22 protein-coding genes, 5 tRNA genes and 1 pseudogene are annotated in these 24,989 nt (G+C 47.0%); 9 read left to right on the top strand and 19 right to left on the bottom strand.

Features of this window, described 5'->3' with window-relative positions:
• Window positions 1-9: 9 nt before the first annotated feature.
• A complete protein-coding gene (xseA, locus tag AC2VDX_RS19325; protein ID WP_378174077.1) occupies window positions 10-1,251 on the bottom strand; it encodes an exodeoxyribonuclease VII large subunit in 1,242 nt (413 codons plus the stop codon).
• Between the two features lie 682 nt (window positions 1,252-1,933).
• Here xseA and recA point away from each other — a divergent pair.
• Window positions 1,934-3,013, top strand: a complete 1,080-nt coding sequence (gene recA, locus AC2VDX_RS19320) for a recombinase RecA (RefSeq protein WP_378173885.1) — start codon at window positions 1,934-1,936, stop codon at window positions 3,011-3,013.
• 114 nt (window positions 3,014-3,127) lie between these two features.
• On the opposite strand, the gene AC2VDX_RS19315 is transcribed toward recA, so the two are convergent.
• Together AC2VDX_RS19315 and AC2VDX_RS19310 are read right to left on the bottom strand one after the other, a co-directional pair.
• Window positions 3,128-3,904, bottom strand: a complete 777-nt coding sequence (locus AC2VDX_RS19315; RefSeq protein WP_378173888.1) for an FHA domain-containing protein — start codon at window positions 3,902-3,904, stop codon at window positions 3,128-3,130.
• Between the two features lie 217 nt (window positions 3,905-4,121).
• On the bottom strand, window positions 4,122-4,418 hold the full coding sequence (locus tag AC2VDX_RS19310; RefSeq protein WP_378173891.1) for a DUF3493 domain-containing protein: 297 nt from the start codon (window positions 4,416-4,418) through the stop codon (window positions 4,122-4,124).
• Between the two features lie 150 nt (window positions 4,419-4,568).
• On the opposite strand from AC2VDX_RS19310, the gene AC2VDX_RS19305 reads away from it, so the two are divergent.
• The 3 genes and pseudogenes from AC2VDX_RS19305 to AC2VDX_RS19295 all read left to right on the top strand — a co-directional run bounded on the left by AC2VDX_RS19305 (window position 4,569) and on the right by AC2VDX_RS19295 (window position 6,677).
• A tRNA-Thr gene (locus AC2VDX_RS19305) sits at window positions 4,569-4,640 on the top strand.
• A gap of 181 nt (window positions 4,641-4,821) precedes the next feature.
• Complete coding sequence (locus AC2VDX_RS19300) at window positions 4,822-5,526, top strand: exonuclease (RefSeq protein ID WP_378173894.1); 705 nt, start codon at window positions 4,822-4,824, stop codon at window positions 5,524-5,526.
• A 117-nt stretch (window positions 5,527-5,643) separates the two neighbouring features.
• Window positions 5,644-6,677: pseudogene (locus AC2VDX_RS19295) on the top strand (ADP-ribosylglycohydrolase family protein).
• On the opposite strand, the gene cutA reads toward AC2VDX_RS19295, so the two are convergent.
• The 6 genes from cutA to AC2VDX_RS19265 form a co-directional block, all read right to left on the bottom strand.
• Window positions 6,674-7,009, bottom strand: a complete 336-nt coding sequence (gene cutA, locus AC2VDX_RS19290) for a divalent-cation tolerance protein CutA (protein WP_378173897.1) — start codon at window positions 7,007-7,009, stop codon at window positions 6,674-6,676. The pseudogene AC2VDX_RS19295 and the gene cutA sit on opposite strands and share 4 nt — an antisense overlap.
• A 56-nt stretch (window positions 7,010-7,065) precedes the next feature.
• Window positions 7,066-7,971, bottom strand: coding sequence for a pentapeptide repeat-containing protein (locus AC2VDX_RS19285; RefSeq protein WP_378173900.1), 906 nt, complete (start codon window positions 7,969-7,971; stop codon window positions 7,066-7,068).
• Between the two features lie 535 nt (window positions 7,972-8,506).
• Window positions 8,507-9,562, bottom strand: a complete 1,056-nt coding sequence (locus tag AC2VDX_RS19280) for a molybdopterin-dependent oxidoreductase (RefSeq protein WP_378173902.1) — start codon at window positions 9,560-9,562, stop codon at window positions 8,507-8,509.
• A 9-nt stretch (window positions 9,563-9,571) separates the two neighbouring features.
• A complete protein-coding gene (locus AC2VDX_RS19275) occupies window positions 9,572-10,570 on the bottom strand; it encodes a hypothetical protein (protein WP_378173905.1) in 999 nt (332 codons plus the stop codon).
• 8 nt (window positions 10,571-10,578) lie between these two features.
• The gene (locus AC2VDX_RS19270; RefSeq protein ID WP_378173908.1) at window positions 10,579-11,649 is read right to left on the bottom strand and encodes a hypothetical protein; all 1,071 of its coding nucleotides are present in this window, start codon (window positions 11,647-11,649) and stop codon (window positions 10,579-10,581) included.
• A 139-nt stretch (window positions 11,650-11,788) separates the two neighbouring features.
• Window positions 11,789-12,448: an Npun_F0813 family protein gene (locus AC2VDX_RS19265; RefSeq protein WP_378173911.1), complete on the bottom strand. Its 660-nt coding sequence runs from the start codon at window positions 12,446-12,448 to the stop codon at window positions 11,789-11,791.
• A 320-nt stretch (window positions 12,449-12,768) separates the two neighbouring features.
• On the opposite strand from AC2VDX_RS19265, the gene AC2VDX_RS19260 reads away from it, so the two are divergent.
• Window positions 12,769-12,842: transfer RNA gene (locus AC2VDX_RS19260), tRNA-Arg, on the top strand.
• A gap of 112 nt (window positions 12,843-12,954) precedes the next feature.
• Here the strand turns inward: AC2VDX_RS19260 and AC2VDX_RS19255 are convergent.
• From AC2VDX_RS19255 to AC2VDX_RS19235, 5 genes are all read right to left on the bottom strand, one after another.
• Window positions 12,955-13,026: transfer RNA gene (locus AC2VDX_RS19255), tRNA-Thr, on the bottom strand.
• Between the two features lie 85 nt (window positions 13,027-13,111).
• A tRNA-Tyr gene (locus tag AC2VDX_RS19250) sits at window positions 13,112-13,196 on the bottom strand.
• A 157-nt stretch (window positions 13,197-13,353) separates the two neighbouring features.
• Window positions 13,354-14,475 (bottom strand): hemolysin family protein, encoded by a 1,122-nt coding sequence (locus AC2VDX_RS19245; protein WP_378174080.1) that lies wholly within the window; start codon window positions 14,473-14,475, stop codon window positions 13,354-13,356.
• Between the two features lie 105 nt (window positions 14,476-14,580).
• The gene (locus tag AC2VDX_RS19240) at window positions 14,581-16,398 is read right to left on the bottom strand and encodes an ABC transporter ATP-binding protein (RefSeq protein WP_378173913.1); all 1,818 of its coding nucleotides are present in this window, start codon (window positions 16,396-16,398) and stop codon (window positions 14,581-14,583) included.
• A gap of 338 nt (window positions 16,399-16,736) precedes the next feature.
• Complete coding sequence (locus AC2VDX_RS19235; RefSeq protein ID WP_190411922.1) at window positions 16,737-16,874, bottom strand: hypothetical protein; 138 nt, start codon at window positions 16,872-16,874, stop codon at window positions 16,737-16,739.
• A 215-nt stretch (window positions 16,875-17,089) separates the two neighbouring features.
• On the opposite strand from AC2VDX_RS19235, the gene AC2VDX_RS19230 reads away from it, so the two are divergent.
• A complete protein-coding gene (locus tag AC2VDX_RS19230) occupies window positions 17,090-18,043 on the top strand; it encodes an SGNH/GDSL hydrolase family protein (RefSeq protein ID WP_378173916.1) in 954 nt (317 codons plus the stop codon).
• Between the two features lie 148 nt (window positions 18,044-18,191).
• Here the strand turns inward: AC2VDX_RS19230 and AC2VDX_RS19225 are convergent, their stop codons facing one another.
• Both AC2VDX_RS19225 and AC2VDX_RS19220 read right to left on the bottom strand, forming a co-directional pair.
• Window positions 18,192-19,265 (bottom strand): Gfo/Idh/MocA family oxidoreductase, encoded by a 1,074-nt coding sequence (locus tag AC2VDX_RS19225; RefSeq protein WP_378173920.1) that lies wholly within the window; start codon window positions 19,263-19,265, stop codon window positions 18,192-18,194.
• A gap of 201 nt (window positions 19,266-19,466) precedes the next feature.
• On the bottom strand, window positions 19,467-19,721 hold the full coding sequence (locus AC2VDX_RS19220) for a hypothetical protein (protein WP_378173923.1): 255 nt from the start codon (window positions 19,719-19,721) through the stop codon (window positions 19,467-19,469).
• A gap of 167 nt (window positions 19,722-19,888) precedes the next feature.
• Here AC2VDX_RS19220 and queC point away from each other — a divergent pair, with 167 nt between their 5' ends.
• Window positions 19,889-20,575 (top strand): 7-cyano-7-deazaguanine synthase QueC, encoded by a 687-nt coding sequence (queC, locus tag AC2VDX_RS19215; RefSeq protein WP_378173926.1) that lies wholly within the window; start codon window positions 19,889-19,891, stop codon window positions 20,573-20,575.
• 52 nt (window positions 20,576-20,627) lie between these two features.
• On the opposite strand, the gene AC2VDX_RS19210 is transcribed toward queC, so the two are convergent.
• Together AC2VDX_RS19210 and AC2VDX_RS19205 are read right to left on the bottom strand one after the other, a co-directional pair.
• Window positions 20,628-22,139 carry a hemolysin family protein gene (locus AC2VDX_RS19210; protein WP_378173929.1) on the bottom strand — a complete coding sequence of 504 codons (1,512 nt, stop codon included), beginning with the start codon at window positions 22,137-22,139 and terminating at the stop codon, window positions 20,628-20,630.
• 140 nt (window positions 22,140-22,279) lie between these two features.
• A complete protein-coding gene (locus AC2VDX_RS19205; protein WP_378173932.1) occupies window positions 22,280-22,972 on the bottom strand; it encodes a hypothetical protein in 693 nt (230 codons plus the stop codon).
• A gap of 282 nt (window positions 22,973-23,254) precedes the next feature.
• Between AC2VDX_RS19205 and AC2VDX_RS19200 the strand changes: the two genes are divergently transcribed.
• Window positions 23,255-23,327: transfer RNA gene (locus AC2VDX_RS19200), tRNA-Met, on the top strand.
• Between the two features lie 382 nt (window positions 23,328-23,709).
• Here AC2VDX_RS19200 and AC2VDX_RS19195 read toward each other — a convergent pair.
• Window positions 23,710-24,150 (bottom strand): hypothetical protein, encoded by a 441-nt coding sequence (locus AC2VDX_RS19195; protein ID WP_378173935.1) that lies wholly within the window; start codon window positions 24,148-24,150, stop codon window positions 23,710-23,712.
• A 102-nt stretch (window positions 24,151-24,252) separates the two neighbouring features.
• Between AC2VDX_RS19195 and pyrE the strand changes: the two genes are divergently transcribed.
• A complete protein-coding gene (pyrE, locus tag AC2VDX_RS19190; RefSeq protein ID WP_378173937.1) occupies window positions 24,253-24,873 on the top strand; it encodes an orotate phosphoribosyltransferase in 621 nt (206 codons plus the stop codon).
• The last annotated feature ends 116 nt before the right edge of the window (window positions 24,874-24,989 follow it).

Below are 24,989 nucleotides of genomic sequence, written 5' to 3'. Positions count from 1 at the left end.
GTTAAATTGCTACTCCTTGCTATTTATAATTTCACTAATTTTGACTTTAATTTGTCCTGTGCCCAGCTGAACTTGTAGTTCCTGTCCGAGTGCCAGTCCTTCTGTGGAACGCGCGATCGCGCCATCTTGTTGTCGGACTACGGCGTAACCTCGTTGCAGAACGCTTTCCGGGTCAAGCGCGGTTAGCTTTTGTCGGAGCATCTGACAGTGTTGATTTGCCTGCGCTAAATGCCGCGCCGTTCCTTGTAACAGTTGTTGACGTTTCCAAGCGATCGCTTGCTTTTCTTGGTGAATTTGTCGATCTAGAGGAATCCGCCGCAAGCGGCTTCGCACTCGTTGCAATTGTTCTTGAGCGTTTTCCATGTGTTGATTTACGGCTTCAGTCAAGGCGAGGACGCGCTCTTGGTGTTCCGCGTAAAGACTTGACAGTTCTGGAACCACTTGTTCGGCGGCGGCTGTGGGGGTGTGAGCATAAACATCGGCAACTAAGTCAGCCAAAGATTCATCTCGCTGATGACCAATCCCAGTCATCACGGGAATCGAACAATTTGCGATCGCTCGCACCACCCGTTCATCATTGAAGCAAGCTAGCTCCTCAACCGCACCACCCCCGCGCGACAAAATCAGCACTTCGGCGCGACCATCCCGTTCGACTCGCTCAATTGCTGCGACAATCGATGTCGGGGCTTGTTCGCCCTGAACTAACGCCGGTGAAAACAAAACTTGCAAACCCGGATAACGTTGCTTGAGCGTGCGTTGAATATCTCCCCAAGCAGCAGCTTGCGGTGACGTGACAACAGCGATGATTTGGGGATGGGTGGGGAGCGATCGCTTGCGTTCTGGATCGAACAATCCTTCTGCCTCCAGCCGATTTCGTAGCTGGCGGTAGCGCAATGCCTGCAACCCCTCTCCTGCCGGTAACGCCTGCCAGACAATCATCTGGTACTGTCCTCGCTGGGGATAAACTCGGATACTGCCCAAAACAATCAACTGCTCTCCTTGCACCGGCAGCTGCATCAGTTTATTCAGCTGGCTGTTCCATACCACACAACTCATTGCCGCCTTAGCATCCGGATCTTGCAGCGTGAAGAATAGCCCACTGCGATACTGAGAGGCGCTAGAGACTTCACCTGTCACCCAAACTTGCTGTAGTTGTTCATCCTGCTCTAACAGCAGTTGCAGATAAGACGTTAACCCAGCCACCGATACAGCTGTATCTGGAACCAGCTGATTGGAAAGATAATAGTTCATCGCCTGAAGATAAGGAGAATGTAGGAATTGAGACATCAGTAAATGCAGGGGATGCTCAAATAAGCCTAGATCAAGCCATTTACTCTTTCTGTCTCTAGATTAGCGATCCTCGGCTGCATTCGTTTACTTTTGACCATAGTGGCGATCGCTAATCTCACTCGTTGCTTGAAAGAGGCTAGGGGTTTATTTACCGATTTCATCTCTCAGGGTTGGATAAAAGTAGAACATTTGAACTACAATAGAGGTTCCCATCGCTAGCCTTACCAGGGTGTTCCCTCATCCGTGTAAAGCTTGATGTAAGGGCACTTGCGGCTCTAATTTGTCGCCAAAAGTGATATAATAAAATATCTGAAACTAAAATCTGTCGCTGTTTGGGACAATTTTCAGTTTCGGTGCCAATTCTTGACGTAACCTTAGTTAGTCGAAATTTCCTACTCACTTACAAAGCCAAAAACTTGGTAAACCTGAGTGGGCAAACAGCTAAAATCAGCATTCATTATGTATCAAAAGGCGGTGGATTCCATCGTTTCTGCCTGTGGAGGCTGTGAGGGTGTCTTGTTAGACATTCCTATATAGACTAGCAGGAAGCTCCAGTCCGCAAGGCGGAGAAGCCCACACAAAAGCAACTTTTGCTAAGTGTGAAAAAAATCTCACCACACCTGATTCTGTTCTTGAGGCATTAATGGCTATCCAAATCACGAACAATCCCGACAAGGAAAAAGCCCTGAGCCTGGTGCTAAACCAAATTGAGCGCAGCTTTGGCAAGGGAGCAATTATGCGCCTAGGAGATGCCACCCGCATGAAGGTGGAAACAATTTCCACTGGAGCGCTGACACTGGATTTAGCTTTAGGCGGTGGCTTGCCGAAGGGACGGGTGATTGAAATATATGGTCCGGAAAGTTCCGGTAAGACAACCCTGGCTTTGCACGCGATCGCCGAAGTGCAAAAATTAGGAGGGGTCGCTGCTTTTGTTGATGCTGAACACGCCCTAGATCCCGCTTATGCAGCCGTACTGGGCGTTGATATTGACAATCTTTTGGTTTCCCAACCCGACACCGGAGAATCCGCCTTAGAAATTGTCGATCAGCTAGTTCGCTCTGCGGCAGTGGATATCGTGGTCATTGACTCGGTAGCCGCTTTGGTGCCTCGGGCTGAAATTGAAGGCGAAATGGGCGATTCCCACATGGGTTTGCAAGCCCGTTTGATGAGCCAAGCTCTTCGCAAAATTACCGGAAACATTGGTAAATCCGGCTGTACGGTCGTTTTCCTCAACCAGCTGCGACAAAAGATTGGCGTCACCTACGGCAACCCAGAAACAACCACTGGCGGTAATGCTCTCAAGTTTTACGCTTCAGTGCGCTTGGATATTCGTCGGATTCAAACGCTGAAAAAAGGCAACGAAGAATTTGGCAACCGCGCTAAAGTTAAAGTTGCCAAAAATAAAGTCGCCCCTCCCTTCCGCGTCGCCGAGTTTGACATTATCTTTGGCAAAGGGATCTCGACACTAGGATGTATGGTTGACCTAGCAGAACAAACTGGGGTCATTACCCGTAAAGGAGCTTGGTACAGCTACAACGGTGATAACATCGCCCAAGGTCGGGATAACAGCATTAAGTACCTGGAAGAAAACTCGGAATTAATTCAAGAAATTGAGCAAAAGGTGCGTCAAAAGCTGGAGATGGGGGCAGTCGTTGCTGCCAACTCTGTCACGCGAGTTGACGCCGAAGACGAAGAGTTAGAGGAAGAAATTCTAGACGACTAAAAGCACTTTAGGGTGGGCTATCCTACCCTATTAATTGCTTTTTGGGAAGCTTAAGGCTACTCCTACACATAAAAAACCCGTTTTCTTGTTGAAAACGGGTTTTTCGCATAAAGTTTAGTTTTTTGTACCTGCATCGGAAATTCGTCTACTAAAAAAACGGTCTAAAATTTCTGATTGCTGAGTGGGAGTTAGCTGAGGCTCTAAATGATTCTCTAAGACTGAGACTAATGGATCTCCAACGGCAGAAGAGTCGCCTAGGAAATGTAAAGTATCCTTTTGACACTCGGTGTTGGGAGTCTGAACTTTTGTAGAAGATGTCGCTGTTTCTAACTCTGTAGGCGGAAGCGATAGCTCTGCATTTGTCAGGGCGTTAATTTCTGCCATCAGGCTTGCAGGGACATTATCCACCGTGCGGATAGTATTGCCCAGGAAAAAGGAAAAAGCAAGACCACCTAGACGAACGCGATCGCCATCCTTAAGAAGAACACGTTTGTATACGGGTTCGCCATTGACGAAAGTCCCATTTGTACTATTTAGGTCAACCAGATAAAAACCCTGGTTGTCGATATATTGAATCGCTGCATGATTGCGAGACAACCGCCTATCTGGAATCGGTAGCGCAACCTGACGCGCCCGCCCCAGGGTCCAAATCTGCTGCGGCTGAAACAACATCTGCGTTTTAGCATCGATTAAGTTTGTGACCAGATAGACTTGCTGTTCCTGCGCCACGCCCTGTACATATCGAGGTCCAATGCCACTAAGAAATTTATTGCCGCTATCTTCCAGCTTCAGAATCTCATCTAGTAAACCACGATGATGCTCATAGAGCTTAAGGAATACCTGATATAGACCCAAGCGTTGTTCTAGTTCCATGTATGGGGATGAACTCAATCTTAGGTTAGGCGTCAGCCGATGAAGTAACGCAGAACCTTATCGGCTTTCAATAAGGGAAGCCAAAGACTGCAAGAAGGTCGTTAAGCCAAATAACTTATCTAGCCTATTTTCCTCGCAAGTTCTAAAGGTGTGAAATATTCACCAGATCCCTTCTTTCAAGCTTAGATTGTCTTACCCATTAGGGAATCCGCAAGATTACTGGAAATAATCAGCTTTATGGCTTACGTTCGGATTTTTGTTCTAGGCGAAACAGCCAAACCATTAGAGCAACCACTCCAATTTGTAGCGCCAAGTTAGGCACGGCTGAGGCGATTTCCTGACCGGAGGCTAGTTTGGCAAGAAAGACCACGCCTCCGATGAAGCCAGAAGCGCCACACGCCACATAAACAAATTGCCTCAGACCTTTGTAGGGAGTAGCAAGTTCAGCTTTCAGTCGTTCATGCTGTTCGACGCTGACTTGCCGAGTGGCTTTGGTGTTGCGGGCGCGATTTTTTAATTTTGGGTCTACCATCCGTCTAGATCCCCACCGACTTTAGATCCATCTTGACATGATGGTGGTCGGCAGCGGCTGGTGCTAGAAAATTTGGACGCGATCGCTTTTCCACCAGGAATTGGGTGCAACAGTTTCTATCTAAACCTGCTACGATAGTAAATCGGCAGTGCCGGTGTAGCTCAGTGGTAGAGCATTCGATTCGTAATCGAACGGTCGGCGGTTCAAATCCGCCCATCGGCTTTAAACAAATAATGGCAGCTGGGTTGGCAGGCTTTGTCTGTGTAACCCCAAGCTTCAGCTTCTGGGCGTATATTTGCAAGCATTAAGCTGCACCCTATCAAAAACTATGCGTCTGATGGATATTTTACAAACGCCGCCGTTGATCAACATTATCGCTGGCTGATTTAATAACTAGACAATAATGACGCTAAATATCAATTTGCTGCCTCATCACCGTGCTAAAACGCTGCGGGAATATGGGAAACAATATTATGTAGATGCGAAGGGCGATCGCTTTCCCAGTGTCTCCACTATCCTCAACGCCACCAAACCACAAGAAGATCGAGAAGCACTCTTCAACTGGCGCAACCGCGTCGGAGTAGAGGAAGCTAACCGCATTTCTGGTGCTGCTAGTCGTCGTGGTACGTCCACCCACAAGCACATTCAGCGCTATCTACTGGGGGAAAATGTCGCCTGTCCAGACGCGGCTAAACCCTACTGGGAAAGCATAGAGCCGGTATTGCAAGACATTCACGAGGTGCGGCTGGTGGAAGGTTCTGTCTTCCATTACGATTTGAGTTATGCGGGTCGAGTCGATTGCGTTGCTAATTATAAGGGCGTTCCCTGCGTCTGTGACTGGAAAACCGCCGATAAGCCCAAAGGGTCAGTCGAACGCCTCCGCGATAGCCCGATCCAGTTAGCGGCTTACACAGGCGCGGTTAATCAATTTTACCAAGAGTACGGCATCCATCTGAGTCACACTTTGCTGGTTGTAGCGGTTCCGGAAATGCCTGCTGAGGTGTTCTGGTTTGAACCAGATAATATGATGATTTACTGGCAGCAGTGGGAGCGAAGAGTTGGGGAATTTTGGCAGCGTAGAGGAGCAATGACGCCTTCGAGCCTCTAATTTTCCTTGAAATGATGCGATACGTGCTAGCTCTTAAATCACTGGTTTCTTAATGTACGCACAGTCGCGATCGCAAACTACCCTGGAATCATCAGTAGTCTGGATGAAACACTTGAAATGAAAACTAGCTCTAAAATTTTGGCAGGGCTAATCGGTGTGTGTGTCGGTGATGCGTTGGGTGTTCCCGTCGAATTTACTAGCAGAACTGAGCGGGTGAAGTCACCTGTGACAACTATGATCGGTTACAGAACTCATAATCAACCCCCTGGCACTTGGTCAGATGATAGCTCTCTCACCTTCTGCTTAGCGGAATCTCTGTGTGGTGGATTTTCTCTGGATGTAATAGCTAACTCTTTCTGTCGTTGGTTGAACGAAGGTTTCTGGACTCCCCACGGCAAGGTTTTTGACATCGGCAATACCACCCATGATGCTATTAAGCGTTTAAAACAGGGCGTTCCACCCCTGGAAGCGGGAGGAAGAGATGACAGGAGTAATGGCAATGGTTCTTTGATGAGAATTTTGCCTCTAGTTTACTATCACAAAACTTTAGATTTTTCAGAACTACAGCGTTTTCTTTCTGGATGAGGTACAGTCAAGCTTCCAAAATCAAAGGTTTTAGGCGATCCTCGTACCTCACTAGCTTCAAAAGTGCTGTAATAGAGCGATCGCATCAAGTTTCTTGCATCACTCACGCTCATCTAAGGAGTCAAATTGCCTGTGGAATTTATATCAGCATTGCTGTTTGTTTATTGCAAGGTCTTGATCCACAAGCTGCTTATCTCCAAGGCGTTCAAGATGCCCAAAAAATTTATTCCCAATCTTTCTATGCACAGGAAAGGCATCACTTCCACCGAGTTAACAGCGGTGAACTTGCCAGTTTACAGATAGACTTTATCCGCTCTGGAGGCTATGTAATTGATACGTTAGAGGCGTCGCTTTGGTGTTTCTTAAATAGCTCCTCTTATGCCGAAGCGGTGCTAAAAGCGGTGAATTTAGGCGACGATACTGATACCACTGCCGCCGTTACTGGTGGTTTAGCGGGAATTTATTACGGCGTTGAAAATATTCCCGAAGAATGGATAAATCAAATTGCCAGTATTGAAGACATCATTGACTTAGCAACACGTCTGGAAGCAGCTATCTACAGCTAACCTTTCACATTATCGGAAATCCACTGAAGGTAGGCTGGAGAGCCAGCTAAGATTGGCAAAGCAATAATTTCTGGTACTTCATAAGAGTGCAACTCTCGAATCTTAGCTTCGAGGGCGGGGAATTGCGCTAAATCTGTTTTAATGGTTAGCTGCCATTCTTCTTCTAAGTTAACCTTACCTTGCCAGGTATAAATAGAATGCACTGGCATTAAATTAACACAAGCCGCTAGCTGGGATTCAACTAATTTTTGGGCGATCGCTTCTGCCTCTTGCCGCGAAGACGCTGTTACCAACACCACACCGTAACGAGTTGTACCAGAATCCCAATCCATAACCTGCAACCTACTCCCCAAAAAAGCCCCAATCTATCAGTTAGCGATTCTCTCAACTACCCAACCATTGCTCTGACTGGTTGTTCAAACGTTGTCACACTGGCACTTACGGTTGCTTGTGAGTATGAGTTTTGGTTTTCTGACGGCAGCACAGCGCCATTCATCTGGGCATCTTCCAAGTTAGTTCCTACCAGCTTTGCCTCACTCAGATTTGCTTCACTCAAGTTTGCCTTACTCAGCATCGTCCAGCTCAAGTCTGCCCCCTCCAAAGACGCCCTTGTTAGGTTTGCTCCCCGCAAGTCTGCCCCTTTCAGGTTGGCTCGACGCAGTGTCGCTTCGCCCAGATCCGCTGCTACCAAGTTAGCGCCTTCCAGGTTAGCGCCACTCAGTTTGGCATTATTAAGGTTGGCTCCCTCTAAATCGACTCCAGCCAGGTCTAATCCTTTTAAAAAAGCTCTGCTGAAGTTAACACCATTTAAGGAAGCTCCATACAACTTCGCGCCTGTGAGTCTCGCTTCGCACAAATTAGCCCAACTAAGGTTAACACCGCTGAGATTCGCTTCCCGCAGGTTAATCCTTTGCAGATTGGCTCCACAGAGATTAGCGCCCCAGAGGTTAGCGACTCGAAGATTGGCACTGCTGAGATTTGCACCGCTTAGTTTGGCTCCTGGCAGTTTTGACTTAACTAGGAACGCGCCGCTAAGGTTGGCTTTCGTCAAGTCTGCCTCTACCAGTTTGCCTTCACTAAGTTTGACAAAACTCAGATCCGCCCAGTTCAGACAAGCACCCGTCAAGTCGGACTTTGTTAGGAAAGCCCGACTCAGATTGGCTCCCCTCAGGTTAGCGCCCGTGAGATTGACCCCAATGAGCGTGACTCCTCTCAAGTCGCCTCCGTTGAGATCGATCCCGGCAAAGTCTCTTTGTCCGTCTTCATAAAGCTTAAGTAAATGGCTTACTTCCATAGCGCGATCGCTCCCTAGTTTATATAAACCGTTGAAGAGGCTTGAAACAAATCTTACTTGGCTTAATAACCACATTTTTGGCGGTTACTTTTATAACAGAATCTTTCTTCACTCAACTTTTAACTGTTACTCATCGAAACCTTAATAAATATTTTACTTCTCTAGACTACTCCCCTTATAAGGCTCAAACAGATGATGTTACAAATATTTTTTAATCTTTTTTCAAAACTCAATAATTGAGTATTTTTTTTAATAAAAATTCTATAAAAAGCTTATTTTCCGTAAAAATACGGTGGTCAGTTTATCTATAAATTACTCTAATTTTTATAGACAGGTGAAGCGTCGTTCAACGATCAATATAGTTCTCTAGTCAAGATTCATCCATAACAGGGGATTACTCTGCTTGCGTGTGTGGGCAGACTGCCATACATCCTACACAGACATCCGTTCCTCAAACCCTATTTTTAAACAAAGACGCAAAACTTCGCGTCTCTACTGATTTCTCAATTTTCTTAAATCACTGAAGAGCTAGGGTTTAGGCTTGCAAATTCACCTGAATTCGCAGAACGCCACTACTACCATCCATCCGATTCTCATCTTTCAGTCGCTGCTGTTGGCTTAAAGACGTAGCGCGAGCGAGTAAAGTATAATTTCCCGGCTGCTGGGGCATCCATAAATAACGCCAGAGCGTCCACTCATGAGGAGACGCCGGTTGATTCTGTTCGGCATCCTGCCAAGTCTTACCATCGTTGGTACTTACCTCAATGGCTGTAATCGGGCTAGATTTGTCTAGGGCAACACCAGCAATCAAAATGCCGCCTTCCCAACCTGTTTCACCCGTGCGCCCCAAATGCACCCGATGCTGTCGGTTCCAGACGCGAGTGTTTTGCACTTGGCGTATCAGCGCATGAGTGGGAATTTCTGCTGTATTAGACCAGCCCTGACGTTCCCAAAAACCTTGCTTCTGGCTGCTGATAGCTTCAATCTCGACCAGCCATTTGGGTTGCTTCTGACCAAAGTGACCGGGAATAATCATTCGTAAAGGGTAGCCATGCTCCTGATTGAGAGCTTCGCCATTCATCTGGTGAACCAGTCGCACTTCTTTTCGCATGACTTCTGCAACCGGCAATGTTGTCTCGTAGGAATCAGCTCCGTGCAGCCTAAATTCTATCGCCTCTGATTTAACACCAGCTCGCTCTAGAAAAGGTAGCAAAGGGGTACCCGTCCACTGAGCGTTTCCAATCAGGTTACCGCCGGTGGGATTGCCAATGCACTCCATAGTCAGGTAGAAATTTTCCGGCGGCGCTGCCAGGATGTCTTGAAAGGTCAGCGTCAGCGGCTGGGCAACGGCACCAGTAACTTTTAACCGCCAGTTGTCAAGATTAATCCTGGGAGGAGAGGCGTAAGATTGCACATAAAATTCGCTCAATGGCGTGAGCAGGTGTTCTGGCAGTTTTGAGTCTGGCTTGAGCAGGTCAAGCAAAAACAGCGGCTCCACTGACCGTGCTAACTTACAGCCAGGGAGCAAGTTAGCAGCAATCAGTCCGCCGGATGTTTGTAGCAGATGTTTGAGAACTTGACGGCGTTTCACCGCTACCTCTTATAACGAATAAACTTGACCATCAATCAGCAAGCGGGTAATTCCCTTGGCTTGCAGTTGCGAACAAGTTTTCTGAAGCATCCTGCCATCTGGAACTTTAATCACTCGTTGGGTGCGGTTAGAGAACCTTCGAGCTACCCGATGGTTATCGAAAACTGGCAGTGTTCTCTGCTGAACCTCTTGGGCAGGAATTTGTCCGAGGTCGCTGAACTCTCGCAGGGGTCTTGCGATCAATTCTGCTGCTCGGTCTACGACTAAGTAGCAGGTTTTGGGAAGCACAGCGTTGGACAGTGGTAAAACTTGAACGCTAGCGCGGTTTTCTCGCTTAAACGTTCCTGCTGGAATCGGACTTTCTAGAGTTGGTGTATCATCCTCCCAGTCGTCTTCGTCTTCGAGGTCTTCTAAATCGTCGTCCTCGTCGTCCTCGTCGTCCTCCAAATCAGTTAGGTCTTCCCCCAGCATCTCTTCTATGACACTGGCTTCTGCACTGTAATTGTTATCAAGTAAATCGCGGCTGTTGCTCGGTGGTGCATCCACAGCCACCTGGAAAAGTGGCATGGAGGAATCGATCCCTGAGAGAATGTCGGAAGGAATGTCTTCCTGCTCTTGTGCCCTCTCTTCCTCAGTAGAGACTGAGGAGCGCCTGCGACGCCGCCGTGGGGAGGTAGGGCTTGCATCCAAGGATTCTTCGTTGTCTGCAAAGGATTCTTGGCTGTCGAGAAAGGATTCTTCGCTCTCTACCGATGTGGTAAGCGATATTTCTACTGGCTCCTCGTCAGCTTCAGTGGTAGGTTCGGAAATCGAGTGGGAGCGATTGGTTCGCTTTTGCTGTATCAGAGCTTCATATTCTTGCTCGGATAGACGAGTTTTTAAAAGACGGCTAATCGTTGAATTACTGACATCATAGCGACTAGCCAGGGTTGAGGTTGTCTCTCCTGGCTGTCGATACAGGTTGAGGATGTCGCGCTTATCTAATTCTGAGAGTTTTCTCACACTCATGCTACTTCCTAAGCACGTTTGCGTCCGGTACGACGGGAACGACTGGATGTATCAAATTCCAGGACAGCGCCGATGGCAAACAGGACGCCGCTGAAAACCCAAAATACTTCCAATAGTCCTCCGCTTTGATAATCCTTACCAATGAAAGCATTGGCGTATTTCAGCCACATATCGGCAACGTAGTATGAAAAAGCTGCCCCAGCAATCATCCGCCAAGACTGAGAAAAACGACCCCCCCAAAATGCTAGCAATACAGTCGAGGCAACGATCAACAGAAAGATATCGCTAACGACGTAAAAAATGTCCAAAAATATGCCTAATGGCTCTAGAAATTTTTCCACTGATATGACCCAGGCTGGAGCCTGATTTTCTCCAGTAGGAGCGGGTTGGGATTTAATGGCAGAGGGTTTTGCTTGTGCTGTTTTCACCACAGTAGCGGTTTTATTAACTGCTGGTACTTTGGTGGCAGCGATCGCTTTCTTGGGTGAAGTCGCCTTAGCTACCTGTGTTGTTACTGCGGGTAAAGGTGGCGTTGCTGATGATGCATCATCAGGGGAGGCAACCTGTAGCCAGACTGCCAAGGCAATTCCGGCGACTGCGATCGCTGCAACGATTGCCCACTGCCAAACTTCTAGATTCAGTCGCCGGGAGATGACAGCTAAAATCATTCCCCAGGCAAGAAACAGATAGGCAGGTACAAAAAACAAATCCCCAGGTGACACAATCGGTTCTTGGTGTAAAACCAGTTCCCAGTAGCAAAACAACAGGTTCCCCAGAAAATAGCACGACATCCCCAGTCCAAATCCCAGCCAGACGTTACGTCCGCTGACAATCTGGGGACTGCGCCAGTTTCTAAAACACAGCACTGCTGCCCCTAGGTAAGCCACCTCTTCAAAAATGTAAGTCCCAATCGAGTACCAAAGCGGACGCTCCTCTCCGGGCGCTGAAATGCTAAACAACAGAAAATACAGCAGTGCTAGCACACCCCAGGTTATTCCCGCAACGATTACGGTCTGTACGCTCAGAAAGGATTGTAAACCGGATGCCTTTTCCGATGACTTTTCTAAAGAACTGCTCATAGTTTTTCAAAACAAGGATGCACGCAAGGTTTAATCGCAAATGCAATTCAATTAATAATCGGCTAACAAATCTCCTCTAAGAAGCGCAAGTGTCTCATCTTAATGCAAGCTTTGGCATATTTCTTAAACATTTTTCAGATTATCGCCACAGCTTACCTAGGGGAGATTGATTCAGCCACTCTAGGAACTGAGTCCGCTCCCCTGGTTGCATATCTTGTAATGTATCCTTTACTCCTTGGGCAAAGTTGGTATTGCCAAAATATTCCTTACCCAGGCGATGTAGTTCTTGTAACAAGGTGATCAGATGATGTTCCTCCCAAGCGGGAATCTGGAGGCTAGTCAAGGGGTCCATCGTTAGCAAGTTTTTTACTGCTTCCGACCCATCCGCACCCGGAAAGTGCCACTGTCGCAAGACATCAGTGAGGTCTTTTTGAAATAATCCGGCTTGTCTGTTTCCTAATAGGTCTTCAACGTCTATGAAAACTGCCTGAAGCAACAATAGGCAAGCTTGGGTTAGAGGGACAATTTTGAGGTCACTACTAGCCTCCGCAGCCAGCTGATCTAAACGAATTTTGCCCCAGACACTATACCGATCTGGCTCTTCCAGCAAAACGCAGGCTTTGCCACGGTTATCGGTGAGTTCTCGCCAAAAGGCCCTGGCTTCTTCTGCTTGATTAGCCGCAAATACACTGATCAAGCGAAAAGTTTGCCCCTGATAAGTGAGAATCGGGATCTGCTGTTCCCGCTTGGGGTGCTGAATGCTAGAAATTTCAACATCCTGCCGTTTCAGAATAAACATGACACTGGCAAATGACTCCTGACTTGGCCGGGGGCGTTGTGCGGCTAAAAAGCGATCGCCACGCAACTATCAAGGGCGCGATCCAGCGCTGGTGCTGGGTTAAAATCGGACAGCGTCGCGAGTGCGTCCGCGTAGCGCATATCGCCTTGACTAATACACTATCGTATCCAAACGTCTGAGTATGTTGGTTTCTAGTTTACATTGAGCTTAAAGCTGCTTGAGCGATATATTTGGAAAGCTTTGGCTTTCTGGGTTGCTTTGCAGCGCTCGGCACAGATACAATTTACGACAGAGCCAAGGTTGCTGATGCGTTTTTATGTGGGTGCGTAACTCAGGTGGATAGAGTAGCTGCCTTCTAAGCAGTTTGGCGGGGGTTCGAGTCCCTCCGCACCCGTTTTAAACTCAATACAAATCCTTATACCCAAAAGATTGGGTATAATCCCCAGAAACTTAACTTCTGAGGTAGGTTCATCCGGATGAAACCTTGATAAGTTATCTGCTGAAAAAGCCCGTGACGAGGATTGAACTCGTGACCTCACCCTTACCAAGGGTGTGCTCTACCACTGAGCCACACGGGCAATTTTAGAAGTTTTAAGTGTTAAATTTTGAGTGGGTTATCTTAAAATAATAACTCAAAATTTATGACTCAGAACTTTAGTTGTATGGTGGGCCGAGCTGGATTTGAACCAGCGTAGGCATAGCCAGCGGATTTACAGTCCGCCCCCATTAACCACTCGGGCATCGACCCATTTGATCCACGATTAATAATCGTAGCACAACTTTTAGAAAATGCAAAAGATTTTTTGAAAATTGATTTTAGAGATTTGGGAAAAAGTGACAGGGGGTGAAAGCAGGAGGATGAGAGCGCGAGTCTACATCGCTTACATTGATCCGTGTCCCCTGAATCAGCCGCCACCAGAGCCGCCACCAGAGCGCGTGGCATTTCTCGTAGCGATCGCCCGACTGGGAAAGTCACTCTCATCATAAATTTCGCCAACCAGCTCCTCCAGAATATCTTCCAGCGTGATCAACCCCACCGTGCCCCCATACTCATCAACGACGATCGCAATGTGGAGGCGTTGTTGCAACATATCCTTAAGTAGATTGGCGGCTCGTTTCGTGTCCGGCACGTATACTGGCGGGTCCATCGCCTCTGTCACCAAGCCATTATCAATTCCTTCTTTTTGCAAAAACCTCAGCTGCTGGAGCGCTCGCTTCAGGTGAACAACGCCCACAATTTGATCCTTAGACTCCTCCTGCACGGGAATACGGGAGTATCCTGTCTCCAGACACAGATTCACAAACTCCTGCAACGTCGCTTCATGGGAGATTGTCCTCATGTCAATTCGTGGCTTAACCAGATCGCGGGTGCTGAGGCTGTCTAGCATCAAGGCTTTGTTCAGCAGCTGGTGTTTGTGTAAATCCAGGTGCCCCTTGCCTCCCAAAATTTCAATCATCAGATGGAGATCTCTTAAAGACTCTCCCTCTTGGACAACGCCCCCCTGAAACAGGCGAATTACCTGCTGAGTAATTTTCTCAAATAAATAAATGAGTGGACCGAGAACGATAGATAACAAGTAAATCGGGCGAACGGCAAACTTAAAAACTGGCATCACATTGTTGATTGCCAGAGATTTAGGTGTAACTTCTCCAAAAATTAGCACCAGAAAAGTAACAACAGCAGTAGCAATTCCTAATCCTGCATTCCCCAGCCAGAGGGCAAATAAGTTACTGGTCAGAATCGCCGAAAAATTATTGACCAGGTTGTTACCCACTAGGAGGGTAGTGATAAACCGACCCCGATTTTCTAAGACCAGCGCAAACATCCGACGCGGGTCTCCCTGCTCTTGAATCATCGCCCTGAGTTTAAGGTTGTCGAGGGCTGTAATCGCAGTTTCCGAGCCGGAGAAAAAAGCGGAAAGCAAAAGCATCAATCCCAGCGCCGCGATATCGAGCCAAATACTTCCTAAAAGGGGACCAAGATCGGAAGTAACGAGAATATATGACTGAACGGGTAAAAAAATCACGGGAAACTGTAAAAGGCAAAAGGCAAAAGGCAAAAGGCAAAAGGCAAAAGGCAAAAGGCAAAAGGCAAAAGAAAGCTTTTTCACTTTGCCTTTTTCCTTTTAACTTTAGAGTAGCTCACCCGTTTCTTGTAAAGAGTGCAAACGTCGGTAAATCCCTTCGCGGCGCAGTAGTTCAGCATGGCTGCCGACTTCTACAATTTGACCTTGATCGAGAACTACAATTTTGTCTGCTTCCCGGACGGTACTAAGTCTGTGGGCAATGATGATGGTAGTGCGGGTGCCGAGGATGCTACGCATTGCCAACTGAATTGAGCGCTCAGATTCGTAGTCGAGGCTAGAAGTTGCTTCATCAAAGATGAGGATATCCGGATCGACCAAGAGTGCCCTAGCAATCCCCAAGCGCTGCCGTTGTCCGCCAGACAGCCGCATCCCCCGCTCTCCTACAACGGTGTAGTACCCTTGCGGTAGATGCTCGATGACTTCGTCTACTCTGGCAATGCGGCAAGCTTCCTGAACCTGTTCAAAGGTAGCTTTGGGGTTGCCATAGGTAAGGTTCTCAAGCAAAGTACCGTTGAAGATGTCTACTTCCTGGTGAACAATCGCCAGACGCCGCCGATAACCTGTGACATCCATAGTGCGAATGTCTTGACCATCTATTAAAATGTGCCCTTGATGGGGTTCAAAATACCGGAACAGAAGCTTGACTAAGGTAGACTTACCCGACCCCGAACGTCCCACCAGGGCTACAGTTTGATACGGTTCGATGAGTAGGTTGATGTTTTCTAAAACTGGGCGGCTGCTGTCGTAGCCAAAGGTCAGATGAGAAAACTCGACTTTGCCGGTGAATTGATAGGATGTGACGGTGGCAGATGAATCCATAACAAAATTAGCTGCATCCGCCCCAGTTTTCTGCTGCATAAACTCGTGAAACCGCAGCATTGAGGCATAGCGACGAGCAAAAATTTCTGCTATATTGGCGATTGGTTCCAACTCTGCATAAGCCATGCTGGAAACGGTTAAAGTGGTGACAAAGTGACCAAGTGAAATCTGACCTTTTAGCGCAGCAGCGAGAGTTAAACCTAGCACCATCAAAACACAAAACTGGATGAGAGTTTTTTGCCAAGTGGCGAGTTTGATGTAACCAAGGTGAATGCGGTAGACAATGACTTTAAACTCGCGGTTTAAGCGTTGCCGTTGCCGTTTCATTTCTATTGCTTCTGTGGCAAATGCTTTGACTGTTTTGATATTGGTGACGATTTCAGAGGTCCGGCTTTGGGTATTTTCCATGTATTTATCTAGCCGTTGTTCTTGTTGCATCAGATGCTTTAAACCTTTGAGGCTGAAGCTGAGTATAAACAAGAACGAAACTAGAAATAGTAAGGCGATGCGCCACTCAATAAACCAGATAATTACAAAGATACCCAACACTCGGAATAGTTTGGGAATCAACTGTCCGGCGATTTCTGGGTAAGTCCAAGTATGGTTTTCAAGTCCTTTAGCAACTCGTCCGGCGATACGTCCGGGGTTGTTTTCTTCGTAAAATTCTAGGGGCAGAGTGAGGATTTTTCCTAGTATTTTTTGAGCTTGATCTCGACGCGATCGCAAGGCGATATCCCAATGAAACCACCAACTTGTCCAAATCTGAATGGGCGCTCTAACTACGGTGACTAGGAAGATTAACCCCATTAGCACTGATAGGGAAAAAAACCGATTTGCTGGTAAGTTAGTAATGTCGGCGACAAGAGCGATCGCATTTTGCAATCCCTTATCCAGCGGTTGACTGGACAGCACGTTGAGAATCTGCCCAATTGTGTAAGGAACTACCAGATCGATGATTTCAAAGAGACTAGACGCTGCAATACTCAAAAGCGCGACTACCCGATATTTTCGGTAATAACCGAGGATATCCCGAATGCTTGCCATAATTCTTTCTTGATGAAAAATAGCCAATAAAAAATTCCAGAGTCCGGTTCAAAAAGCGACTCTGAAAAACTCGTATCTTGCATCCAGCGACTTTAAATCGCGGCTACACACACCAAGCCCATCTCCGTGGGGCGTGAAAACTCTTCACTTGTCTTTAGTCGAGCGAAATGTTTGTGTAGCCCCATGCAGCCTAAGGGCAAAAAATACGCGAAAGATATTTTGGGTTAAACAACAAAGTAACTCCCCGAATAAGGGAGTTTTACAGGAACTTTGAGATAACCCATCGATTGAACTTATGGCTTTATCAGCATCGGTGGTGGCCTCGGTTTAGTAGCGGGTTACATAGCGTAGGCTGAGTGGAGTGCCCACCAGACGAGAAAAGCAATACCGCCCAAAACCAACACGGATGAGATAGCGATCGCTTTTGGGCTATCAGCTCCCTCGAACTTCATAATTCCACGGTTCAAGTCTGACATAAGGCTGCGATCCTCCTTGGCTCGGAGCTAGACAACGATTTGTAAACATATCGTACTCATGACTAGGTTAGCGGGTGTTAGAGCATTCGTCTATCACCCGAATGGGTCATAAATGGGTTGGGCTAAGATGGGAGCGACTTTTAATACTGCAAAACTGAAGTGCTGCAAGATTTAAGCTAGATTGGTTCACGCTCTATGTACACAGGGGATTATCCGTGAAAATCGCGCTAATTGTTTTGGCAGTTGTTGTGGGGTTGGTGCTGGCGGTAGAGGTGGGATTGCGACTGCTATTCGGTTTCGGAAATCCCCTCATTTATATTGCCGATGAGCAGATTGGATATTTATTAGCGCCAAATCAGCGCACTCGTCGCTTTGGCAATCTGATAGAAATTAATCAGTATTCGATGCGAAGCCCAAAAATAACAGAAACTCGCCCAGAATCTACGCTGCGGGTACTATTACTAGGAGATTCCATCGCTAATGGTGGCTGGTGGACAGATCAGGCTGAGACGCTTTCAGCCATGATGACTCAGCAGTTGCAATCATCTAGCGATGGTAAGACTTTTAACCAGATTGAAGTTCTCAACGCTTCGGCGAATTCCTGGTGTCCGCGCAATGAATTAGCTTACCTAAAGCAGTTTGGTACTTTTGAAGCTCAGGTAGTCGTGTTGCTGATTAATACCGACGATTTATTCGGGACTGCGCCGACTTCAATCCCCGTAGGACGCGATCGCAATTACCCCGACCAAAAACCGCCCCTAGCTCTTGTAGAGGCATTCAGCCGCTATTTGTTAAAGGCACCGCCAGTACCAGAGATGAAAGCGGTGAATGCGGAATCAGGCGATCGCGTTGGCTTTAATTTAAAAGCCATTCAAGAAATCCAGACCATCGCAGAGCAAAAAGGTGCCAGCTTTTTGCTAGCAATGACACCCCTGAAGCGGGAAGTCGGCGAACCGGGTCCCCGTGATTATGAACTAAAAGCGCGAGTGCGCCTCATCGACTTAACCCAAAACCAACACATTGCCTACATAGATTTTCTGCCCATTTTCAACTCAAAAGAGCAGCCAGAAACCCTGTACCGAGATCATATCCATCTCAGCCCTCAAGGAAATCAGCTGGTTAATGAAGAAATTGGGCGATCGCTCAATCAATTAAAAATGCAAAATTAAAAATTAAAAATTGCGGAATTTTTATTTTAGTAGTGGTAAACACATAGTGTTAATTAGTAGTGGAACCTCTGTTATACAAAGGTTTCCAAGCTAATTATCACTACTTCTACAACACTACTCCCATTTTTAATTTTTAATTTTTAATTTTTTAAAAGGAAACGGCTACAGCCGGAGAACTCAGACACCGACAATCCCAGTCTGGTTGCTGCCAAACCTGACCATCAAGAGCCATCTGATCGATCAAACTCGCCAGACGCAACGCCTTAAGCGCCTGTTCGCCGCCTACAGAGGGTTGATTCCCACCACGCACGCAGTTAACAAAATGCTCTAACTCCGCGTGAAGCGGCTCAATATTACTGGTGTAGACTTTCTCAATTAACCCATCCTGTCGGTAAAGCACCTGACCATAATCTGTCATATAATTGGCAGTCGTTTGTCGGTGAATCAGAATCTCATTGTTGAGAAAATCTGCTTCAGTTAGAGAATTTTTGCAATGGGCAGCAATGCGACGAATTTTGCGATGTGTCACCTTACTGGCTGTTAGCGTAGCGACAATTCCGTTGGCAAAACCAAGGGTAGCCGTCACGTAATCTAGATAGCCAGAATCAGCGGCACGACTACCACTGGCGGTCAATTTGACTACGGGTGCAGCGGATAGTTCTAGCAGCAGGTCAATATCATGAATCATCAGATCCAAGACTACAGAAACATCGTTAGCCCTTTGCGAGTAAGGACTCATGCGATGAGCCTCTAGGGCAAGCAATTCTTCTGTTTTCAGAACTTTGCTGAGTTCTTGAAAAGCCGGATTAAACCGCTCAATGTGCCCTACTTGGAGAATACAGTGAGATTCGGCTGCGGCATTGACGAGGGATTCAGCCTCAGCAATACTGGCGGCAATCGGCTTTTCAATCAAGACATGAATCCCGGCTTGCAGGCAAGTTATGCCAACCTCGTGATGCAGCCTTGTCGGAACGGCAATGCAGACAGCATCTACATAGGGGATTAAGTCATGATAATTTTCAAAAAAGCGGGCGCGATACTTACTCGCAGTATCCAAACCCCGCTCAACATTAATATCTGATACACCAACCAGTTCAACATCTTTAAGCAGACTCAGAACGCGGGTGTGATGCTGTCCCATATTGCCGACCCCAATCACGCCAATGCGGATTGGTTGAGGCTGGTTGCGCTGCTGATGAGCGTCTGGCTGTCTTGCTGACATGCTATCTTGCACTCCTGTATGCTCCTCCACCACTAGGATTAAATCAATTGGCAACGTTTAGTCGCCTGAGACGATCCAGATGGTATCATAGTGCCTTCTTTTGTGAAGAATTTCAAAGCTGTGTCTAACTTTCTCAAATTTGTGAGAGTTGGCTCATCTTCCATTTTGTTGAGGTTTGTAAATTAGCAGCTGGTAAATGTGTCACTTTCTCTCCCGTCCATCTGGGGAGGAGTGAGGAGTGAGGAGTGAGGAGTGAGGACTGAGGGGTGAGGGCTGAGGAGTGAGGGCTGAGGACTGAGGGCTGAGGACTGAGGAGTGAGGACTGAGGGCTGAGGACTGAGGAGTGAGGAGTGAGGACTGAGGAAGTGAGGACTGAGGAAGTGAGGATTCAATAGTGAGGAGTGAGGAGTGAGGAGTGAGGACTGAGGGATTTAGTAGGCAGTGGACAGCGGTCAATTACAAGAACCGACGGAGGGAAACATCTCAGGACTTACGCAAAGCTTATACATATAGTGTTTTGTAGGGGCAATCCCCCTGTGGTTGCCCCCAAATGTGGTGATGTTGTGTAAGTCCTGAGCTAAAAGTTGGCAGAAGTAAAAATCCAGGTATGAGGGGGCTGGGAAGTGAAAGCGGTTGTTTTGTTGTCTGGGGGGTTAGACTCTTCGACGGTACTGTATCAGGCAAAGGTTGATGGCTGTGAGTGTTATGCTATCTCGTTTGATTACCAGCAGCGGCACCAGAGAGAGTTAGAGTCTGCGACAGCGATCGCCCACCTCGCTGGTGTACTAGAACATCAGGTAGTGGCGTTTGATTTGCGTCGCTGGGGCGGTTCTGCGCTCACAGACAGTGCTATTAACGTACCAGAAGGGCGATCGCTTGATGAAATGGCTCAAAGTATCCCTGTAACCTATGTCCCCGCCCGAAACACCATCTTTTTGAGCTTTGCCCTAGCTTATGCAGAAACTATCAACGCTCAGCGGGTTTATATTGGCGTTAATGCTTTAGATTATTCCGGTTATCCAGATTGCCGTCCCGATTATATCCAGGCAATGCAGGAAATCTTTCGACTGGGAACGAAACAGGGACGAGAGGGACAGCCGATTAGCATCATGACGCCCCTGATAAACCTGAAAAAAACGGAAATCATTCAGCTCGGAAATCAGCTAGGCGTTCCTTGGGAGCAAACTTGGTCTTGCTATACCGGAGGCGAAGTGGCTTGTGGCGTTTGTGATTCCTGCCAGTTGCGTCTAGCTGCTTTTGCTGAGCTGGGATTACAAGATCCGCTTCCCTATGCAGCGAAGAGTCACTAAAGCTGGGGATGTCCCAGATGTAAACGAATGGCAAGTTAGAATCTAAACTTTATCATTCAAAATTTATGCTGACTCCTGATTCCTGATTCGCAATTTCTGATTCCTTTATGTCATCTGCTGCAACCTTAGCATCTATATCTGAGACATCATCTGAGACATCAGATCCGTTGGCTCCATTGCTAGCAAATGTCGTCTCTCGTCGGTGAATGCGAATTTGGTGCAGGCGTGGACCCTCGGCAGAAACGATGGTCAGCTCAAGGTTGTCATAGCGTAGGGTTTCGCCTTGGGTAGGAATTCTCTGATAGTGGTAAAGCAGGAAGCCGCCCAAAGTTTGGTATTTATCAATCAGGGGCAAGTTGAGATCCAGAAATTCGTTGACTTCTTCCAAATTCATCTGTGCTTGCACCAGAAAAGTCTGCTCATCCAAAATTTGTACAGCTAACTCTTCTTTATTCTCAGATTTTGGCTCGTAGCCGATAATTTCAGCAATCAAATCCTCAATTGTTACTAACCCAGCGGTGCCACCAAATTCATCCACAACGATCGCCATTGCCAGGTGACTTCGCTGCATCATCGGCAAAAGTTCGCTTAAAGGTCGTCCTTCGGGCACAAATCGAGCGGGTCGAATCCAAGGCTGAATCGGTGTATCTAGGGTTAGTTCCCCTTTGGCTAAAGGTTCAGCTAACTCTTTGAAGTAAATAATGCCGCGAATATCGTCGAGGGATTCTCCCGTGACGGGATAGCGGGAGTGACCCGTGGAGGTAATTTCATCTAGAAAGATTTGAAAAGTGGCGTCACAGGGAATGGAGGCAATGCTGGTGCGGGGAACCATCACTTCTTCCGCCAACACCTCACCAAACTCAAACACGTTGTTGAGCAACTCTCGTTCTTCGGCTTCCAGACCTGTAGACTCGCGCTCTGTGGTGATAATCATTTGCAATTCTTCGGGGGTAACGCGCGCATACCAGCCTTGTCCGGTGTACTGAATGCCTACCAGCCGCAACAGCAAGCGCGTTGATTGGTTGAGAATCCAGATGAACGGGTTGAAAAAGCGGGCGATCGCTCTGATTGGCAGTCCCAAAAACCTCGCCAGTTGTTCCGAGTAAAGCAGTGCCACTGATTTCGGGGATAGTTCACCCAAAACAATTTGCAGATAGGCAATCAGGAAGAAAGCAACCGGCACCGAAAGGGAATGAGCGATCGCTACTTTCACCTTCCAAGATAGAGGCAAGTGCGCTATTGAAGCGGACACTAAAATTGCCATTGTACTCTCGCCAATCCAGCCGAGAGCCAAACTAGAGAGAGTAATCCCTAGTTGAGTAGTAGAAAGCAGCCGATCGATGCTGCCTTGCAAGTTTTGAACCGTTTTTGCCTGAATATCGCCCGCTTCGGCTAGCTGATTGATGCGCGATCGCCGCACCGAAACTATCGAAAACTCAGCGATGACAAAAAAACCATTAATGGCAATCAGCAGTAGCACCGATAATAATCGCAGCAGAACGTCTTGCGCGGTGAGCCTAGGAAAAGCATTCACCGTCAAGATCGCCAACACGGGGGTATCCATCCGTAACGAAGGTATTGGGTATTGGGTATTGGGCAACGAATCGTTGGTAATCGGTAGTCGGTAATGAGTAGTGGGTAGAATCCACTACCCACTGTACGGTCACGGTACAAGAAAAGCCCCTATTACCTACCACCTAACGCCTACTTCACCACTGGAATTCCAGACATTTTCAGCTGGAGTTTTTGATCGGGATAATCTGTCAAAGTCAAAGAAAGCTGCTTAGCGTCTTCTAGTAAAGCCGTGGGAATACTCACCGTCCCCGAAAAGCTTTGCCCATTTGGTGGCAATTCTCCTGGCAAACCTTCAGTCACAGCACTTAAAGCTCGACCTTGGTCGTCCGTTACATTCAAGAAACTATACAGAAACCGTACAGCATTCCCTCCCTCATTCTTCAGGCTCACATTCAGCAACAAAGACCCTCCTTGCTGACGCGCTGAGCCTATCTCCAACTTCACGCCCTTGTCCTGACTTGTAATCGGGAAATTTTGCTGTTTATTTTCCTGCTCAGAGGTCTCCTCAGGAGTGTTAGGCTCGCTGTTGCTTTTGGTTTCCTCTTCTTTCGGTTCAGGCTTAATAACGGTTTTACCCTTACCGCTCATTTGTGCTTTGACACTTGCCAGGATATCAACCTCGCGCAAAATTGCCACTCCTTCTTTACCAGGAGTTGCCCGCTTGCTACCAGCCAATTTATTGGTAGGGCGCACATCCGGCTGCGTTACTCCTTTAAGGGCTTCATGACCTACAGTAAACCCCCACATCGCACTTACAAAGCCAGCGCCTAACATCATGGCAAGCAAAATTAACGTAAGTGCGACAGTTGAATTTAGTTTCATTGGTTGCTCAAGCTACAAAAATTGCCGCGACACCGACTAACTGCTATACATAGCTGACGACTGACAGCAGTGGAACCTATGATAGCGAATCGGTCAATGTCACGCCGAAGATTTATCTCTATTTTAGAAAACAGCGCTTATAATTTATTATCAGGAATCATACTACGCATCCGCTTTGGAGTGGACTTAGCGTCCATAATTGTATAAAATAACAATCCAGCCAGGATTGACTGATGGGATGCAGTCATCAAATCAGTCAATCCTGGCAACGAAATCAATCATGCGCTCTTGGCCGATTGGGGAGGCAGCGAACTCATAATTCGCCTTCAGACTGGTTCGATTCCGGTAGGGCGCATTCCCATAAATTCAGTATCCTTGAAGCAAATTCCCCAGAAGCGCTCTAGCGGAAAGTACAATGCGCTCAGGATAAATGCAGTTTATTAGCGTATCACGATCTTAAGAAACCTATTAATAAAATTATTCTCGATAATTTACTTTTATCGAAAATTTCAGCAGAATATCTAAAACGCCAGATGTTTCCCAATGGTGGAAAGCAACTGAACAAAGTAAGTTGGAAGCTTAACGTCAGTTCAAGAAATAGAGTTTATAAAAAGCCAGCCCTGATAGCTTGTCAAAATCTCGCCCCGTGAATTTTGAAAAAGTCAAATTTTAAACCGCGACCAGGCAGAAGTAAGAAAGACAAACAATCTTTGCTTGTCTTTTCCTCTTTTTCTGATTTAGGGCTGTGGGGGGTTCTCAAACACGAACTCGCTGCCTGTTACGGGTCTACCACTACCAGTAACGTTTACATTGATAGCTGGGCTTTGCAGAATTGAGGTATTGAAAGGATTAGGGAGATCGGGAGTGCGAATAATAAAGTCACTGGAAGTCTGCTGAAAGAGTAGCTCCCGGTAAAGGTTATCGACTATCTTAGTGTCTTGCTCGATCTCATTTTCTGGAAAACTAGGGCCAATGATGAAATTTAACTCCCGTCGGTAAGATTGGTTGCCGAAAAAGTCTTTAGAGTTTTCACTGATAGCTCGATTAAATAAGTCCGGAATCGAGGTATAAGGTACTGGCTGGAAGTTAGAGAGTGTTTGCTGAGCGATCGCGCTAGAGGCAATGACAGTCGAAGCGGCACTGAGAACCAACACACTGATTAAATTAGTCAAGCGCATTCCCATCTCGTCCCTCAACTTTGGCTGAATACTATCTAAAGTTTAAGTTTAGGATGATTGTTAGTCAAATTGTCATATCTCCACTCTTTTTCTGTCCTAGTGATGATCCACAAAATCCAACCCCAGACTGATTTAACTGGCTCTTATGCTACTGCCGAGCTAACAACGCTACGCCAGCAACTGCTGGATTTATTTTGCCATCTGGCTTATAAAGAGGGAGATTTTGTGCTGTCATCGGGGCAGTGCAGTTCTTACTACATTAACGGCAAGCCAGTAACGCTTCATCCCCAAGGAGCTTTAGCAACAGGTCGGATTCTGTTATCGCTGCTGCCGATGGATACCCAGGCAGTTGCCGGATTGACGCTGGGAGCCGACCCGATTGTGACAGCAGTAAGCGTAGTTTCCGCCTATGAAAATAGACCTTTACCGGCGTTAATTATTCGGAAAGAAGCCAAGGGACACGGAACACAGGCATATATAGAAGGTCCTACTCTCCCTGCGGGTGCGAAAGTGGTAGTTTTGGAAGATGTGGTTACAACTGGTAAATCTGCAATGAAAGCAGTTGAGCGTCTGCGAGATGCCGGTTATGAGGTTGAACAGGTAATTTCTTTGGTAGATAGACAACAAGGCGGTGCCGAGTTATACCAGTCAGTTGGGCTAAAGTTTCAGGCGGTGTTTTCGATTCAGGATCTTCAGGAACGATATAAGCAGATGCAGGCTTAATATTGTCGCTCAAGTTTACATTTAGCTGACTGATAATCCTGCTCATGAGAAAGACTTTTGAGCAGTGCTAAACCTAAAATAAACTCAGTATTCGCCACTGGCAATGCTAGGTGATT

It is taken from the genome of Coleofasciculus sp. H7-1 (assembly GCF_057473865.1).
The sequence above is the reverse complement of the archived record's forward strand: the minus strand, read 5'-3'. Positions and strand labels throughout refer to the sequence as shown.

Excerpts from the sequence above, each read along its gene's own strand:
- AC2VDX_RS19235 (WP_190411922.1), bottom strand. The coding sequence starts at position 16,874 with ATGTCAGACTTGAACCGTGGAATTATGAAGTTCGAGGGAGCTGATAGC.
- AC2VDX_RS19205 (WP_378173932.1), bottom strand. The coding sequence starts at position 22,972 with ATGAAACTAAATTCAACTGTCGCACTTACGTTAATTTTGCTTGCCATG.
- AC2VDX_RS19210 (WP_378173929.1), bottom strand. The coding sequence starts at position 22,139 with ATGGATACCCCCGTGTTGGCGATCTTGACGGTGAATGCTTTTCCTAGG.
- xseA (WP_378174077.1), bottom strand. The coding sequence starts at position 1,251 with ATGAACTATTATCTTTCCAATCAGCTGGTTCCAGATACAGCTGTATCG.
- AC2VDX_RS19275 (WP_378173905.1), bottom strand. The coding sequence starts at position 10,570 with ATGAGTGTGAGAAAACTCTCAGAATTAGATAAGCGCGACATCCTCAAC.
- AC2VDX_RS19300 (WP_378173894.1), top strand. The coding sequence starts at position 4,822 with ATGACGCTAAATATCAATTTGCTGCCTCATCACCGTGCTAAAACGCTG.
- AC2VDX_RS19310 (WP_378173891.1), bottom strand. The coding sequence starts at position 4,418 with ATGGTAGACCCAAAATTAAAAAATCGCGCCCGCAACACCAAAGCCACT.
- AC2VDX_RS19225 (WP_378173920.1), bottom strand. The coding sequence starts at position 19,265 with ATGTCAGCAAGACAGCCAGACGCTCATCAGCAGCGCAACCAGCCTCAA.
- AC2VDX_RS19265 (WP_378173911.1), bottom strand. The coding sequence starts at position 12,448 with ATGTTTATTCTGAAACGGCAGGATGTTGAAATTTCTAGCATTCAGCAC.
- AC2VDX_RS19270 (WP_378173908.1), bottom strand. The coding sequence starts at position 11,649 with ATGAGCAGTTCTTTAGAAAAGTCATCGGAAAAGGCATCCGGTTTACAA.
- recA (WP_378173885.1), top strand. The coding sequence starts at position 1,934 with ATGGCTATCCAAATCACGAACAATCCCGACAAGGAAAAAGCCCTGAGC.
- AC2VDX_RS19240 (WP_378173913.1), bottom strand. The coding sequence starts at position 16,398 with ATGGCAAGCATTCGGGATATCCTCGGTTATTACCGAAAATATCGGGTA.
- cutA (WP_378173897.1), bottom strand. The coding sequence starts at position 7,009 with ATGGATTGGGATTCTGGTACAACTCGTTACGGTGTGGTGTTGGTAACA.
- AC2VDX_RS19285 (WP_378173900.1), bottom strand. The coding sequence starts at position 7,971 with ATGGAAGTAAGCCATTTACTTAAGCTTTATGAAGACGGACAAAGAGAC.
- pyrE (WP_378173937.1), top strand. The coding sequence starts at position 24,253 with ATGATCCACAAAATCCAACCCCAGACTGATTTAACTGGCTCTTATGCT.
- AC2VDX_RS19195 (WP_378173935.1), bottom strand. The coding sequence starts at position 24,150 with ATGCGCTTGACTAATTTAATCAGTGTGTTGGTTCTCAGTGCCGCTTCG.